This is a genomic window from Frondihabitans peucedani (assembly GCF_039537585.1).
Lineage (GTDB): Bacteria > Actinomycetota > Actinomycetes > Actinomycetales > Microbacteriaceae > Frondihabitans > Frondihabitans peucedani.
The window spans coordinates 1-13716 of the sequence record NZ_BAABAU010000002.1 but is presented as its reverse complement, the minus strand read 5'-3'; the positions used below and the strand labels follow the sequence as shown (position 1 = coordinate 13716).

At 64.2% G+C, this 13716-nt stretch carries 16 protein-coding genes and 1 pseudogene; 7 read left to right on the top strand and 10 right to left on the bottom strand.

The features are described from left to right. Window positions 1-143 precede the first annotated feature (143 nt). Window positions 144-563, top strand: a complete 420-nt coding sequence (locus ABD733_RS11060; RefSeq protein WP_344796139.1) for a hypothetical protein — start codon at window positions 144-146, stop codon at window positions 561-563. Between the two features lie 28 nt (window positions 564-591). Here the strand turns inward: ABD733_RS11060 and ABD733_RS11055 are convergent, their stop codons facing one another. The 5 genes and pseudogenes from ABD733_RS11055 to ABD733_RS11025 all read right to left on the bottom strand — a co-directional run bounded on the left by ABD733_RS11055 (window position 592) and on the right by ABD733_RS11025 (window position 3772). Next, on the bottom strand, window positions 592-1074 hold the full coding sequence (locus tag ABD733_RS11055) for a hypothetical protein (RefSeq protein WP_344796137.1): 483 nt from the start codon (window positions 1072-1074) through the stop codon (window positions 592-594). 246 nt (window positions 1075-1320) lie between these two features. After that, window positions 1321-2386: pseudogene (locus ABD733_RS11040) on the bottom strand (PDDEXK nuclease domain-containing protein). Between the two features lie 217 nt (window positions 2387-2603). Next, the gene (gene sigK, locus ABD733_RS11035) at window positions 2604-3185 is read right to left on the bottom strand and encodes an ECF RNA polymerase sigma factor SigK (protein WP_344796133.1); all 582 of its coding nucleotides are present in this window, start codon (window positions 3183-3185) and stop codon (window positions 2604-2606) included. A 75-nt stretch (window positions 3186-3260) separates the two neighbouring features. Then, the gene (locus ABD733_RS11030) at window positions 3261-3530 is read right to left on the bottom strand and encodes a hypothetical protein (protein ID WP_344796131.1); all 270 of its coding nucleotides are present in this window, start codon (window positions 3528-3530) and stop codon (window positions 3261-3263) included. Window positions 3531-3532: 2 nt separating this feature from the next. Then, complete coding sequence (locus ABD733_RS11025; protein WP_344796129.1) at window positions 3533-3772, bottom strand: hypothetical protein; 240 nt, start codon at window positions 3770-3772, stop codon at window positions 3533-3535. A 227-nt stretch (window positions 3773-3999) separates the two neighbouring features. Here ABD733_RS11025 and ABD733_RS11020 point away from each other — a divergent pair, with 227 nt between their 5' ends. The 3 genes from ABD733_RS11020 (at window position 4000) to ABD733_RS11010 (ending at window position 6319) form a co-directional block, all read left to right on the top strand. Further along, window positions 4000-4608 carry a TetR/AcrR family transcriptional regulator gene (locus tag ABD733_RS11020; RefSeq protein WP_344796127.1) on the top strand — a complete coding sequence of 203 codons (609 nt, stop codon included), beginning with the start codon at window positions 4000-4002 and terminating at the stop codon, window positions 4606-4608. Between the two features lie 88 nt (window positions 4609-4696). Continuing rightward, window positions 4697-5662: an AraC family transcriptional regulator gene (locus ABD733_RS11015; protein ID WP_344796125.1), complete on the top strand. Its 966-nt coding sequence runs from the start codon at window positions 4697-4699 to the stop codon at window positions 5660-5662. 318 nt (window positions 5663-5980) lie between these two features. Next, complete coding sequence (locus tag ABD733_RS11010) at window positions 5981-6319, top strand: hypothetical protein (protein ID WP_344796123.1); 339 nt, start codon at window positions 5981-5983, stop codon at window positions 6317-6319. 205 nt (window positions 6320-6524) lie between these two features. Here ABD733_RS11010 and ABD733_RS11005 read toward each other — a convergent pair whose 3' ends face one another. From ABD733_RS11005 to ABD733_RS10990, 4 genes are all read right to left on the bottom strand, one after another. Next, complete coding sequence (locus tag ABD733_RS11005) at window positions 6525-7001, bottom strand: MarR family winged helix-turn-helix transcriptional regulator (RefSeq protein ID WP_344796121.1); 477 nt, start codon at window positions 6999-7001, stop codon at window positions 6525-6527. A gap of 62 nt (window positions 7002-7063) precedes the next feature. Then, window positions 7064-7846 carry a LamG domain-containing protein gene (locus ABD733_RS11000; protein WP_344796119.1) on the bottom strand — a complete coding sequence of 261 codons (783 nt, stop codon included), beginning with the start codon at window positions 7844-7846 and terminating at the stop codon, window positions 7064-7066. Window positions 7847-7953: 107 nt separating this feature from the next. Further along, entirely contained in the window at window positions 7954-8901 is a 948-nt protein-coding gene (locus ABD733_RS10995) for a S26 family signal peptidase (RefSeq protein WP_344796117.1), read from the bottom strand. A gap of 100 nt (window positions 8902-9001) precedes the next feature. Further along, on the bottom strand, window positions 9002-9649 hold the full coding sequence (locus tag ABD733_RS10990; protein ID WP_344796115.1) for a COG1361 family protein: 648 nt from the start codon (window positions 9647-9649) through the stop codon (window positions 9002-9004). Between the two features lie 235 nt (window positions 9650-9884). Here ABD733_RS10990 and ABD733_RS10985 point away from each other — a divergent pair, with 235 nt between their 5' ends. Next, window positions 9885-10367, top strand: coding sequence for a MarR family winged helix-turn-helix transcriptional regulator (locus ABD733_RS10985; protein WP_344796113.1), 483 nt, complete (start codon window positions 9885-9887; stop codon window positions 10365-10367). Window positions 10368-10758: 391 nt separating this feature from the next. On the opposite strand, the gene ABD733_RS10980 is transcribed toward ABD733_RS10985, so the two are convergent. Further along, complete coding sequence (locus ABD733_RS10980; RefSeq protein WP_344796111.1) at window positions 10759-11244, bottom strand: hypothetical protein; 486 nt, start codon at window positions 11242-11244, stop codon at window positions 10759-10761. A 225-nt stretch (window positions 11245-11469) separates the two neighbouring features. Between ABD733_RS10980 and ABD733_RS10975 the strand changes: the two genes are divergently transcribed. After that, window positions 11470-12507, top strand: coding sequence for a PDDEXK nuclease domain-containing protein (locus tag ABD733_RS10975; protein WP_344796109.1), 1038 nt, complete (start codon window positions 11470-11472; stop codon window positions 12505-12507). 257 nt (window positions 12508-12764) lie between these two features. Continuing rightward, window positions 12765-13343 carry an ECF RNA polymerase sigma factor SigK gene (sigK, locus tag ABD733_RS10970; protein ID WP_344796107.1) on the top strand — a complete coding sequence of 193 codons (579 nt, stop codon included), beginning with the start codon at window positions 12765-12767 and terminating at the stop codon, window positions 13341-13343. Window positions 13344-13716: the final 373 nt, after the last annotated feature.

Genomic DNA, 13716 nt, shown 5'->3' with positions numbered 1-13716 from the left:
ACGACGTGCAGTCGCAGTTCCGGGACCGAAGGCGCTCAGGTTACTCATGTAGCGGGGGAGTGGCTACGCCCTGCACCATGGATCGTGTTCATCGGGGCCGGTGGGCATACTGGATCAAGTCGATCGATCAGGGGAGCACCATCATGGCTGAAGTCCGCAAGTCCGCCACCCAAGCTGCCGCCCGCAAACGCGCCCGCGAGAAAGCCGCCGCGTTCCGGGAAAAGCAAGACAAGCTCGAGCAACTCGCCGTGGACTACTTCGTTGCCACCGACGCGCTCGAGTCCATCGAGCGTGAGATCGAACAGGAGCTCGCTGCCGTCCGGGAGCGAGGCGACAAGAGGGTCGCCGAGTCCAAGGCGGGGGCCGATGACGTCATCGCGGCAATGCTCGATCTGGGCGTCACCCGAAACGAGGTCGCCGACCGGCTAGGCATCACCACCCGCGAGGTCAAAAAGCTTCCCGTGGTTCGAGGAATGACGTCCACGTCCGAGGCGCCCGCAGCCCCTCTTGACCTTGCCGAGGAGTTCCGCGACGAGCGCGATGAGGTCCCCACTTCGGTGTAACCGTTAGGTGGACCTAGCCGCCAGGTGTTTAGAAGAGCCGTGGGTGGGTGAGTTCGACACCAAGAAGTGCAGCGCTGATGAGCTCGGGTTGCCAGCCGTGGTCGAGGATCACCGTTCGAAGGTCGAGTGAGCGTTGCACGCGCACTTGCCGGGGGAGGTCTCCCAGGCGAAGCGTCTGCCGGTTTCGGTAGCGGCCACGCTGGGCGCGGTCGAGCATGTTCTCACGGTGCGTTCCGGGAGCGACATGCGACACGTCTAGGTCAGCGGTGGCATGAACACAGATGGGGATGTCGCAGGCATGCAGCAGCAGCGTCGACATCGGTAGGGGTTCGCCGGTGGCGAGTTCGTACGCGTACCGCTGCGGCCGGACCGCCTGCTGGCCGGCCTGGCGTCGGATCCAAAATCGACCATACCCATCGTCGGAGATCGCTCCGGTCCAGAACCAGCAGTCTTCCGGTTCGGGCCCCTTGACGACATGCGACCAAAATCGGTCAACCTCGCTCCGGATCATGCCGTGCCCGCCGGGTAGGCAAGGTCACTTGACCACACGACAAGAGCCCACCGGCCGCCGCCCCCGCCTGCGGTATCGAGGGCGGCGTGCTCGGAGTCGTCGTCCGTGTGGCGGTCGAGAGCGCACTGGTAGGCGATGCCTTCGGAGACGTGAAACGAGGAGCAACGGGCCACAGGGAAAGGCTACGGCTTGACGTAACAGAGCCCGGCTTTTGACCGTGGCGCGGCGGCGCCAGTCGAGGAGGGGTCAGTCCTTCGAGGAGGTGTCGTCGGTCGGGGGAGTGGTGGTCCAGTCCAGGGCGGCCGCGATTTGCTCGACCGTGGGGAGGGCTTGCTGTTCGGCTTCGGGGAGAGTGTCGTACGTGTAGGAGGACACAGCCATCGGGGACCCGGTCTGGCCGAGTGCATAGCGGACGGTCTGGGCGTTGTGTTCACTGCAGATGAGGATTCCGACGGTGGGCCGGCCGGTGAAAGTCGCGGCGCATCTTGTCGTCAACGACCGCGATGTAGAACCCAAGCTGCCCGGTGAAGGCTGGTTGGAACTTTTCCGTCTTCAGTTCGACGACGACATAGCGAAGCTGCTCGGTGTGGAAGAACAACAGGTCGACGAAGAAGTCGTCATCGTCAACGTCGAAATGCACCTGCCGTCCCACGAACGCGAAGCCGGCACCGAACTCACGAAGTGTTTCGACGATGCGATCCATCAGCGCCTGCTCGAGGTCCCGTTCCGCGACCTCGTCGGTCAGGTCAAGGAAGTCGAACACGTAAGGGTCTTTCGCGAGCTGCCGGGCGAGGTCTGAATCAGAGCCGGCCAGTTGTCCCGCGAAGTTAGTTGGGGCGGACCCGATCCGCTGGCGGGTGCGGTTCATGATCTGGTTTGTCAGGACGTTGCGGGACCACCCGTGTTCGGCCGCCTTTTCGGCGTACCAGTCCCGGTCGCCTTGACTCTCGAGCTTGTCCAGAAGGACCAGGATGTGACCCCAGGGCAACAGTCCAGCAGCCTGCTGGACTATCTGCTCCCCGTCGGGCCACGCCTGCGCGAAGGACCGCATGTAGAACAGGTTCGACCGCGAGAAACCCTTCATCGCCGGGAACTCGGCACGCAGATCCTCCGCCAGCCGCGTCACGACCTGAGCGCCCCACTGCTGCGCGTCTTGCCGCCGAAGAATTGTGTTCCCGATCGACCAATACAGGCGAATCAATTCCGTATTTACACGGCGCTGCGCGGTCAGACGAGCGGCCCGAACGCGTCCCTTCAGCTCGGTGAAGACCTCGGCGTAGTCCTTGGGTAACGAGTCCACGTCAGAAGTCACGCTCCCAGCGTAGCCAGCGCGAGTCCAGCAGCTTGCTGGACGGACTTCATCGGCGGCGGCACGGCTGGCCTACTCTCCCTGCACGACTTCGTCGAAACCACGAGAGGCCGGTTGCCAGCGGCATAGCTAGCAGGAAGAAACCTGCGCTTCGCCGCACATCACCAGGGAACATCGACCGTGCGCGAAGTAGGTCGGGTCGACGAAACGACCAGCGGTCCTAGGCCGCTTTGGGCTTCATAACGCGCCGGAGCGCGATCAGCCCGTCGCGGAGGCGGGTCTTGACGGCGCCGACGGAAACGTCTAGTTGCTCGGCGATCTCGGCCATTGTCATTGACTGGAAATAGGCGAGCTGGATGACTTCGCGCTGCAGGGAAGTAATGTGTGTCATCGCTTTCGTGACGTCGGCGTGCGCGAATCGGAGGTCGATAGTCTCGGCGACTTGGTCGTAGGGTAGGGGCTGGTCGCGGATACCGATACGCATGTCGCGGTCGCGGGAGGCCTGGGATGCGCGGACGCGGTCGATGGCTCGGCGGCGCGCGGTGGTGATCATCCAGGATGTCGCCTTGCCTTTAGAGCTGTCGAACCGTGCGGCCCTTTGCCACAGCTCGAGGTAGACCTCTTGGGTCACTTCTTCTGATTGGACGGGATCTCGGAGGCACTGGGTCACGATGCCGAGGACTCGTGGTGCTGTGCGGTCGTACAGCATCGCGAAGGCACGTTGATCGCCGTCTGCTGTCAGGAGGAGGAGGTCGTCATCACTGACGAGCGCGCCGTCGGTCGTGGCCGGAAAAGGTGGCATGTGTCCCTTGCTGCTTGATGGATTCGGCGCCACGGGGTCGTAGGAGGAGGCGGAGAGAAGTGGAAGCGTCGCAGGTCAAACGGCGATGCTAGTGTCCCTGGCGTGTGCGGTGCCCAAGCGGATGAAGTCGGCGTAGCTGACATCGACTGTCTGCGGGAGGCGCGTGACGGGAGCCATCCGGGGCGCCGCGATCTTGCGACGCTTCGGGTAGGTCTGGATGCGGGCCGCGGGCACGCGTAAGTTACGGCGGTACAGGCTGGCCTCGGTGGGAGTCGCCTGGAGGGCGCCGGTGACGCGCTCGAGGCGCTCCTCGTGTCTGAGGCTGCGAAGGTCGATGATCGTCATGGTCAGCGTCCCAACCCGAGCATCAGCGCGATCGCCGTGGCGGAGCTGCCGACGAGAGCGGCTGCCACTCCGATTCCGGTAACGGCGGAGACGTGCCTCGCGACGAATGTCGGCGTAACCGTGGCGCGTCCCTTAGGCGAGTAGCGGAAGCCGCTGGTGGGAACGAGACGGACGCGAACGGCGGCGGCGAGGTGGCGGCCGATGGCGGGGGAGATTGTGATGGGGGCGATGACGTCGGACATGTGTTGCTCCTTTTCGAGGCTGAGCCTCACCGGTCGGAGTGATGCCGTCCGACAGGACTGAATCTAGAAGTGCGGCGCCAGCCAAAGTGTCGATCTGCGCAAATCAGGCCGTGCCCCGCGCTTATCGGCCAACTGGGTCCGCGCATTTCGGGTCAATTGCCCGTCTCGGTCGAGGGCCACCCTCCGGCGTCTAGGGTCGGACGTGGCCAACCACCGAAAGAGAGACCATGACCCACCCCTCCACCACCGTCGTGGAGGACGCCTCTGACCGGGTCGCCCTCATCCTCAGTGCCGACCATCTCTTCACGATCGGTCGCATTCGTTCCACGAGTCTCGGCGCCGTCGAGAAACACGCCCACCGATCGCACGCTGCGTTCATCAAAGTATTCCGGGACAGAGACGACCTCATCGTCGCCGTCCTCGACTACCGACATGCCGCTTGGAACAAGCACCTCGCGGACGCCATAGCCGTCTCGCAGGATCCTCGCGACAAGATCTTGGCGATCTTCACCTACCTCGAGACGTGGTTCGCCGAGCCGACTTTTCACGGCTGCGCCTTCGTCAACGCCTACGCCGAGCTCGGCCCCGAGATCCCCTGGGTCGCCGACTACGCGGCCCGCCACAAGCACGTCTTCATCGACCTCGTTACCCGCCTCGCGCTCGAAGCCGGCCTTCCCGAGAGCGCTGGAACGAGCATCGCCCTCCTTGCCGAGGGGGCTCAGGTCACCGCGGCGCTCACTCGGACGATCGCACCGGCCCGAGAGGCGCGCTCCGCGGCCGCGATGCTGATCGCGCTCTACCAGAGCGGGCAGGCGCCAACTGACTTCAGCCTCTGAGCAGGCGAGCGCCCAGAGCCAGAAGTGGCTAGGCCAATAAACGCGGCGACGAGCGCAGGGCGGGTCACTGCTGTGGGATGATCCTCTCGTGCCGAGCGCCCCGGACCCCCGCGTCCACATCGACGCCCAGGGCGGTGATCTGGAGCAGGCTATCGACCTGTTCCAGGACGGATATAACGGCAACACTTTTGCAGCCGAGCGCTCCGAGAAGCCGTTCTTCTACCGCCACACGGCGATCGGCGACGCAGCGATGACGCTCCGGACCACCCGGTTTGATGGGCACGTCACGGGCGAGATCGCGCCGGGCGACGACTACGTGATCTCGTGGCTCACCGAGGGACGGGGCCACTTCGACGTCGGCCGTCACGATGCCCAGCTCGACCTCGGCCAACCGATGGTTTTCACGACTGACCGGCCCTTCGCGTTCGACTTCACCGACGTCAAACAAAGCCTCGTTCACTTCAACCGCGCCACCCTCGAGGGCATCGTCGCTGAGCACCGAGGCACTGCCCCTGAGGCGCTGCACCTCGACCACACCGTTGCTCCGTCGGAGGCGTCGGTCCGGTCCTGGAGGAACACGATCGCCTTGGTGTCGCAGACGGTCCGCGACGAGTCGTCCAGCCCGATTCTCCAAGCCGAGCTGACACGTCTCGCGGCCATTGCTCTACTGGGCATGTTCCCGCCGGCGCGTGCCGCGGTCCCGGCGGCCCTGCAGTCCGCCAGAAACGCTCACCTGCGCACGGCGGTCGAGTACATCCACGCCAACGCCCATCTCCCGATCACGACGACGAGCGTCGCCGCGGCCGCCGGCATCAGCCTCCGCGCCCTCCAGGAGGGCTTCGTCAGGCACTTGGAGATGACGCCGAACGCGTTTCTCCGTGGTGTGCGCCTCGACCGGGCCCGCGACGACCTGGCGGCCGCGGGGCCGGGTCAGGTCGCCGTGATCGCGCACCGATGGGGGTTCGGCAACCTCGGCCGTTTCTCCCACGCCTACAGTCAACGATTTGGCGCACTTCCGTCAACCCAGAGTGGCGGTGCAATCAGTCAAGCCTGACGTGCTGATAATGTACGTTATGTCAAATACTGGATTGCCGATTTGGAGGCCGCCCGGAGCCATCGGGTGATGTGGGAAGACACGAGACGAGGAGCCGGGACGTCGATGTGTCCGTCGGAGTAGAAGACGTCACGGCCTCCGGTCTGGTCACGGGATCAGATGAGCGAGGGGACGATCGCGATGATGTCCTATTGGTCGTCGCTGGTGCCTCGCCAGAGGAAGACGTCGGCGTCGGACGCGCAGGCACTTTAACGCTGACCATCCACATGCCACTGTATTCGCGTTTCCATGAGGGCAGGATGCTACTGGGCGGCGAGGGTGAATGAGGTCGCTCCGCGCATTTCGGCCAAGCACCTCGAAGAGGCGCTGAGGGTGGCGTCAGGACCCGCAGGAAGCGGCGCCGAATTCCAGGGCTGGGCAAGCGTCATCGGGGAAGGCGATGTCGACGGTCCCAGCGTCATAGGCTCGATGGTGTCCATATCGAAAACGACGGGCCAGCCGAGGATGCAAGAAAAAACTCACCGTCCGGTTCTCGACTGCTGGAACCTCTACGAATGCACCGCCGGAACGGAAGGAGTCGTCGGTGGCGGCTTCGAGGGCTGTGATGTCTGTGTCCTCGGCGACGAGGACTTCGCGAGCCCGACGACGGAGCGGTAACGGAGCCTGATTTTCCGAAGACGAGCAGCTGGCGCTCTGTCTCGGCTCTCTACGCTCCCTGGCGACGGGGATCAATTGGGGCGGTGTATTCCTGCTGACGGTTGACAGATCAGCCGGGCAGGTCTGCCCCGGGTTCGGGCTGGAGACTGACGCCGTGCGCTGGTCGTGCAGCTGTGGGGCGAAACCCGCTCTCCTTGTTTGGCGCCTAGGCGGGTGAGATCTCGGAGAGAGCTGGTGTGAGAGCATCCGCAAGCGTTTTTAGCGTCGAAGCTGCTGTCTGGATCGCGGGTCCGACGAAGGCGCCATTGAACGCGTCCTGGTAGGTGGTGCGGATGTAGCCGACTGCTTTGATGCCGGTGTCCGTGAGGTGCAGGGTCTGGCTGCGCCGGTCGGAGGGGTGGGGGCGTCGGCTCAGGTGACCGGATCTCTCCAGCCGATCTACCATTGCGGTGATGGACCCCGTGGTGTGGTGCAGGAAAGTGGCGAGGTCCTTTGGTGTCGGATCCTGGGCACGAAGCAGGTACACCAGCGCCCGCACATCCGTCGGGCTGAGGTCCAGGACTTCGGAGATGCGAGTGCTCATGCGAAGGCTCTGGGCCTGGAGGTACTGGTAGGCGCTCAGGAGGTCGAGGAGATCAGCCTCGTCGACGTTGTCGGGGGCGTGGGGAAGGAGGGAGGTCATGGCGGGGTCCTGGTGCGGGTTGGTGATTCGGGCTCCGGCCTGAGGGCGGGGCTTGGGTGGTGTTATTGGCCTGCTGCGTAGTGGTTGGAGATCTGTCCGGCGGTGAGGACGGTGGAGTAGACGGCGGCGTAGCGCATCTGTCCGGTGAAGTAGTAGTTGCTGGCCGTTCCCGGCCACCCGCTGATGGTGTCGTAACCGATCCGGAAGTAGCCGGTGTAGTTCTCCGCGGTTGTGTATGTCGTGTTGGAGGCGACCAGGGTGCCGTCGGCATAGAGGCGCATGCCGGTGGAGGCGGACATGGTGGCAGCCACATGGTGCCACTTGCCATCGGTGTAGGACTGCGGTGACGTGACGACCTGGATGCCGCCGTTGTAGGCGCCGAAGACGAGTTTCCCGGATGTGTTCAGGTACACCTGCCGGTCGTGCTGGCCGGAGGTGGTGATCTGGTTGCTCCCGAATCCGATCAGGAGCCCTCCTGCGACGGTGGTCTTGAACCACACCTCCTCGCTGAAGGTCGTCGGGTTGGCGTAGGAGGAGGGGGTGGTCACAAAACTGGAGCTGCCGTTGAGCGCGTAGGCTCCCCCGGTGTCTCGGGGGCAGGCGATCGGGGTGGCGGTGCTGGTGGTCATGGCGCCTTGGTACGTGCCGTTGGCGGCTGTGCCATCGCTGTCGATCGCGGTGGTCGACCCCGACGCCTCGTTGAGGTAGTACTGAAACGACGATCCCGCACTGTCAGCGGCTTCGGCGGCGGAGCACTTGAAGTACGGGGCGGTGGCGGCGGTGTTGCTGCCGTTTCCGATCTTCGCTGTGAATCCGGCGGTGGCGAAAGGGGTTGCTCCAGCCATCGCCCACAGCGCGGCCACTGAGAGCACGGCCACCGCAGCGACGAGTAAGGCGAAGCGTGGCCGCCACCGGAGGGGCTTAGTTCCGGGGGCGGAGCCGTTCGGAGCATTCACGGGGTGGCTGTTTCTTTCGGGGGCAGTCCCACGATCATGGTCCAGAGCAGTGGCGCGCAGCACACTCCGATGAGGGCGACCCATCCCCACAAGCCCAGGTGTAGGCCGGTGGAGAGGCTGTAGAAGGCTTGGTGGGCTGAGGCGGGGACGGTGACGTGGCCGACCTGTCCGGCAACGAGGTCGGCGTGGGTGCCGTGCAGGGCCTGCACGCGGATGGGCAGGAGACCGGTCGAGACGACCGTGGCGCCCGGGTGTCCGCCTTTCGTGGTGACTTGCTCGACGACGACCCCGGTGAACGGCTTCAAGACGAACGCGGCCGCCGACACGGCCAAAGACATGCCGCTGAGGCGGTAGGCCGACCTCTTCGTCGCGTCCTTGACACGGGAGGTAGCGAGGAACACGACGACGATTCCGAGGAGGACGATCGGCACGCCACGGATCAGCCATCCCAGCCCGGGGAGGATCGTCACCGCCTTGCCGACGAGGTCCTGGCCGGTCACCTGCCAGGGGTCGGTAGCGCCGTTGATGTCTCCTCGAGTGGTGAGGAGACCGTCGGCGCTGATGGCGATGATGCGGTGCGTGTAGGTCTCAGCCAGGTTCGTCGGAGGGTGGAAGGCCACCACGTCTCCCACGTGCAAGTCCGACACGGTCGTGGGCACGGTGAGTACCAGGGTGCCCACAGGCGCGGCGGTGCCCATCGAAGGGGTCTTCACGATGAACCATGCCCCTCCGTGGAAGTGGAACAGCGCAGCCGCAGCGATGAGGGTCGTCGCGGCGACCGCGACCAGCCCGGACAAAACGGTGACGACGATCGGGCGGTGAGAGCGGGGGGTGATCTGCTCGAGGCTGATCGGGTGTGGCGTCAAGGGGACCGACGTGATGTCGGGACGGGTCACAGTCGACCCGGGGGCGGGGTCCGTGTCGGTGTCTCGAGTGTCGGTCACGACGTCAGGTCCTTCTGGTAGAGGGGTGAGCAGGGGCCCCGATTCGGCGGAGCCCCTGCTTGGGAGCTGGAGTGCAGCGCAGCGGATGTGCTCGGAGCTGCTAGCTGGCGTAGTTCCAAACAAGCGGCAGCGACGCCTGCAGGCCCTGATAGGTGTTGCCTGCGGTCGAGGAGAGAGTCACGGCGAAGGTGAAGCCAGTGGTGCCACCGGCAGCGACAGCGGGGAGGGTGAATGCCGATGATCCGGCCAGCGCGGCGAGCGTGCCGGAGTAGACGACGGCGTTAGCGGTCGTGTTGGTGATCACGACGGACAGCTTCGCGCAGAGATCGGTCGCGCTGCCGTTGCTCGTCCCGGCATTGGACTGAGCGCAGGTGGCACCAGGGGTGAGCGTGAAGGTGCTCGCTGCGACCGTGCCGGTGTTCTTGATGGTAATCGGGGTGGTGACGGTCTGGCCGGGGATCATCGTGGTCGATCCGCCGAACTTGTTGATCGTGGCGCACGTGGCGGTGTTGTTCGACACGGACCCGCCGTCGGTGGAGGTACAGGTGACCGTCGCGCCGGAGTTCTGCTCCTGCATGGTCAGGGCGCCTGTTGCTGCCGTGTTGGTGGAGTTGGTGATCTGCGCGGCGAAACCGGAGAGGGTTCCAGTCATCGTCACAGAGAGGAGGACGGCGGCGAGGACGCCGGTCGCCAGTGCGAGCGGGGCGAAGCGGATCCGCTTGGCCTTGGGAGAGGTGGGGTTCGACACGAAAGGCTCCAAAAAAAGTGGGTGGGACTCAAAGTGGATGAGATGGTGACCTGTTCGACTATCGGCTCGCTTAGGAGTGTTGTAAGTCGTTTGCCAGGTTATTCGGTACTGCGTTAGATCAAGCATCAATTAGTTTGATCATTGAGCCAAGTCCCCTCTTGGGGGGCCGCGTCCATTTGTTCCGAACCGGCTTCATGACCGGGTGTCGGAAGAGTTCGAAGAAGGAAGACCGCACATGACATCCAAAGATTCGCAAAGCGCACCCGCTGATGCGCCCGTGAGTGCTGGGGACGTTCGGGCGTTGACGGCTGCATTGGTCGAGATCGATTCCGCCCATCGGCGTATCCGGCATCGTCTCGCTCATGACCTCGGCTTCTCCACCTCCGAGCTGACGGCGATCTACCTCGTCGGGACCATCAAGGACTGCACGCCCAAGCAACTGGCCGCTGAGCTCGATCTCTCCACGGGGGCGATTACGGCCATGGTCGACCGGCTCGAGAAATCAGGACACCTCGAACGCCGCGTGCATCCTTCGGATCGGCGACGGCAGCTCCTTGTCGCCACATCAAAGGGCAGGGCGGCCAACGAGGCCATCATGCGCCTGTATGACACCGCGATCGAGAACGTGGTGGAGAGTTTCCCCGGCATGTGCGACGCCGATCTCGTTGAAGGCCTTCGCCGTGCCGCGGAGGCGATCGACAAGGCGGCATGGTCTTGATGCGCACATACCTCGGGAACGCAAAGCCGACCGCACCATGCTTTCTGGGCAGTCCAACGCGTTGAGAGGGCACGTCCCAAGTTGCTTCTGAACCGAGCCGTGCCGAAAGTGGAGGAAGTACGTACTGGGCGGCGCCAGCACGCTGTAAAGGGCAACTGAGCGGCACGGACAGATCTGACACGGTCTGGCCGCGCCGCTTTCCGGCGCTAAATCGCACGTGTCGAAACCGTGCCGTGCGGAGCAGCTGGTTCTCCGAACGGTGGCCGCCAAGTGGCTGCCTGGGGATCCCTCGCAACTCACTGCCGTGGCCACTGATATATATTATTTCAACTGCGGGTTTGCTGCGTTTGGGATGGGGCGTGACCGTTAGGTGGCTTCGGCGTGCGCGGATTTAGAAGAGTCGTGGGTGGGTGGTTTCGACTGCAAGAAGCGCGGCACTGATGAGCTCTGGTTGCCACCCGTGGTCGAGGATGACGGCGCGGAGATCGAGGGAACGTTGGACGCGCCCTTGGCGGGAGAGCAACCCCAGCCGGAGCGTGTGCCGGTTCCGGTAGCGGCTACGCTGCGCACGATCGAGCATGTTCTCCCGATGCGTTCCCGGAGCCACATGCGACACGTCCAGATTGACCGACGCGTGGACGCACATTGGGATGTCGCATGAATGCAGAAGAAGCGTCGACGGGGGCAGTGGTTCGCCGGTGGCTAGTTCGTACGCGTACCGCTGTGGGCGCACCGCCTGCTGGCCCAGCTCGCGCCGCACCCAAAACCTCCCGTAGCCGTCGTCCGAGATCGCACCGGTCCAGAACCAGCAGTCGTCCGCCTCTGGTCCCTTGACCACGTGAGACCAAAACCGATCGACCTCGCTCCGGGTCGTCACGGTTTTTCCCCTCGACGCGCACGGGAGGTACCGCGGCGGCTTCGACTGCCCGCCGGGATTCTTAGGAGGATCATGTCAAGTCCGAGGGGCGCGCGTCGACATGCCTCTCGGGACAGAGCGGGGAGGCGCTTTGCGTCATGATTCGATCATCGTGCGGGCGGGGGTTTATCTCGCTGCGGCGCGCTGCTGACCAGGCTCATGGTCATCGGTAGCCTGGTGACTATCGTGACGAACTCTGTGGAACGTGCTGACTACGCGGTCGTGCTGTCCGACCTGAAGAGCCGTGTTCGAGCAGCACGGTTCAGTGCCCAGCGACGCGCCAACACCGAACTCGTTCACCTGTACTGGCGGATCGGTAAGACCCTCGTAGAACGCGGCGAGACTGCAGTCTGGGGGAGCGGCATCCTCGAGCAGCTCGCGAAAGACCTTCGGACCGAGTTCCCCGAGATGAAGGGGTTTTCGGTCACGAACTTGAAATACATGCGGCAACTCGCGACCGCCTGGACCAGCGAAGAAGATTTTGGTCAGCAACTTGCTGACCAATTGCCGTGGGGGCACCTCATGCTCCTTCTCGGACGCCTCGACCACCAAGACGAACGCGCCTGGTACGCCCAGCAGAGCGTGGCCCACGGCTGGTCACGGAACGTTCTCGAGCACCACGTCCGCACCCAGGCCATCACTCGATTTGAAGCGGCCCCGACCAACTTCACGCAGATCCTCGAACCAACCGACTCCGACCTGGCACAGCAGATCGTTAAGGACCCCTACGTCCTGGACTTCCTTCGGGTTGACAGCGATGCAAACGAACGTGACATCGAACTAGCGCTCGTCGACCACATCATCCGAACCCTCCAGGAGCTCGGGTCAGGTTTCTCCTTCGTCGGACGCCAAGTGCACTTCGACGTCGACGGCGACGACTTCTACGTCGATCTGCTCTTCTTCCACGTCGAACAACTCCGCTACGTCGTCGTCGAGCTGAAGACCGGCAAATTCAGACCCGAGCACGCCGGCCAGCTCGGCTTCTACGTCGCCCTCGTCGACGATAAACTCCGCCGCCCCCAGCACGCGCCCACGGTTGGGCTCCTCCTTGTCACAGGCAAGAACGACTCCGTTGTTCGATACGCCCTTGCCGGGAGTAAGGCCCCTGTTGCCATCGCGAGCTACGACCTCTTGCCAGCAAGGGAGAAGGCGTCCCTGCCGTCCGAAGAGCAGCTCGCACAAGCCCTGCGGCCTCTCACGGCCGACTCGCCGGAAGTCGAGTAGACGCACGTCTGTTTTGCCAAGAGATTGGTCAGCAAGCTGCTGACCAATAGAGACGGCATTTCGTGCCTGGACAAAGCAGTCCGGCGACAAACCTGGACCATCCCAGTAAGACTGGGACTCCGACCCGAAAAGCGTTGCCCCTCTCAGCGGGGGAAGCGATTTCCATGCAGAGGCATAGAGTTCAGAAGCTGCGCCGGCGTTTCCGGCGGACAATGCTGCGGCTTCATCTCTAGCCGGTCAAGGACACTTTCCCCGTTATGACGCTTGCCCCCGCTCCGTCTGCCGATACACCTCGGAGCGATGACGATCTCCTCCTCCTTACTGCAGAAGGGAACCGGGAGGCATTCACGCTTCTCTACGACCGGACAGCCGCTCGGATCCTCGGTCTCGTCCGACGGGTCCTCATCGACCAGGCACAGTCCGAGGAAGTCACCCAAGACGTCTTCCTGGAGGTGTGGCAGAACGCAAAGAGATTCGACCCAGCCCGCGGGAAGGCGCTGTCATGGGTACTGACGATCGCCCACAGGCGCGCCATCGACAGGGTGCGTTCCTCACAGTCGAGCAGAGACCGGGACTACAGCGTGGGGGTCCGGGACTACGAAGCCTCCAGAGACGACGTCGCCGAGTCTGTCGAGACCCGACGGGAGCATCAACGCGTCACGAGTGCGCTGAGCCTTCTCACCGACCATCAGCGTCAAGCGCTGGAGCTGACGTACTACCGGGGGCTCACCAACGTCGAAGCGGCCCTGCAAGCCGGAGTTCCGGTCAACACCATGAAGTCCCGCCTCCGTGACAGCCTCATGGCCCTGCGCCGGCTTGTCGCGGACGCCGCCTAATACCGGACCGGAACGCGGTTTCACGGACTTCTCTTATCGATCCGCTTGAGGAAGGAACCCGCCGCACCCGAGGGTACGGCGGGCCCTATCGGTCGTCCGGAGAATCCATTCTCCGGACTGATCTCCCCTCGAATGCGCTCGACGGGAGACTCTCGGTCGCGAACGCCGTCTCGGCGCCCGGAGAAGTCGGAGAACGAGAACGAGCCCGCCGCGGTGTGCGGCGGGCTCGTGGTCGTGGAGGAAGAAACCTACTGGGCGATCTGGGCGGTGATGGTGGCGGTTCCGACGAGGAGGCCGGCCTTGACGGCGTCGGTCTTGAAGGTGCTGTCGAGCAGCTTCGCGGCGTCGGCGGAGACGTGGACGGTGGTGCCGG

What these genes read in the sequence shown, in the direction of transcription:
- ABD733_RS11060 (WP_344796139.1), top strand. Translation starts at nt 144, where the DNA reads ATGGCTGAAGTCCGCAAGTCCGCCACCCAAGCTGCCGCCCGCAAACGC.
- ABD733_RS10985 (WP_344796113.1), top strand. Translation starts at nt 9,885, where the DNA reads ATGACATCCAAAGATTCGCAAAGCGCACCCGCTGATGCGCCCGTGAGT.
- ABD733_RS11055 (WP_344796137.1), bottom strand. Translation starts at nt 1,074, where the DNA reads ATGATCCGGAGCGAGGTTGACCGATTTTGGTCGCATGTCGTCAAGGGG.
- sigK (WP_344796107.1), top strand. Translation starts at nt 12,765, where the DNA reads ATGACGCTTGCCCCCGCTCCGTCTGCCGATACACCTCGGAGCGATGAC.
- ABD733_RS11005 (WP_344796121.1), bottom strand. Translation starts at nt 7,001, where the DNA reads ATGACCTCCCTCCTTCCCCACGCCCCCGACAACGTCGACGAGGCTGAT.
- ABD733_RS11025 (WP_344796129.1), bottom strand. Translation starts at nt 3,772, where the DNA reads ATGTCCGACGTCATCGCCCCCATCACAATCTCCCCCGCCATCGGCCGC.
- ABD733_RS11000 (WP_344796119.1), bottom strand. Translation starts at nt 7,846, where the DNA reads ATGGCTGGAGCAACCCCTTTCGCCACCGCCGGATTCACAGCGAAGATC.
- ABD733_RS11020 (WP_344796127.1), top strand. Translation starts at nt 4,000, where the DNA reads ATGACCCACCCCTCCACCACCGTCGTGGAGGACGCCTCTGACCGGGTC.
- sigK (WP_344796133.1), bottom strand. Translation starts at nt 3,185, where the DNA reads ATGCCACCTTTTCCGGCCACGACCGACGGCGCGCTCGTCAGTGATGAC.
- ABD733_RS11030 (WP_344796131.1), bottom strand. Translation starts at nt 3,530, where the DNA reads ATGACGATCATCGACCTTCGCAGCCTCAGACACGAGGAGCGCCTCGAG.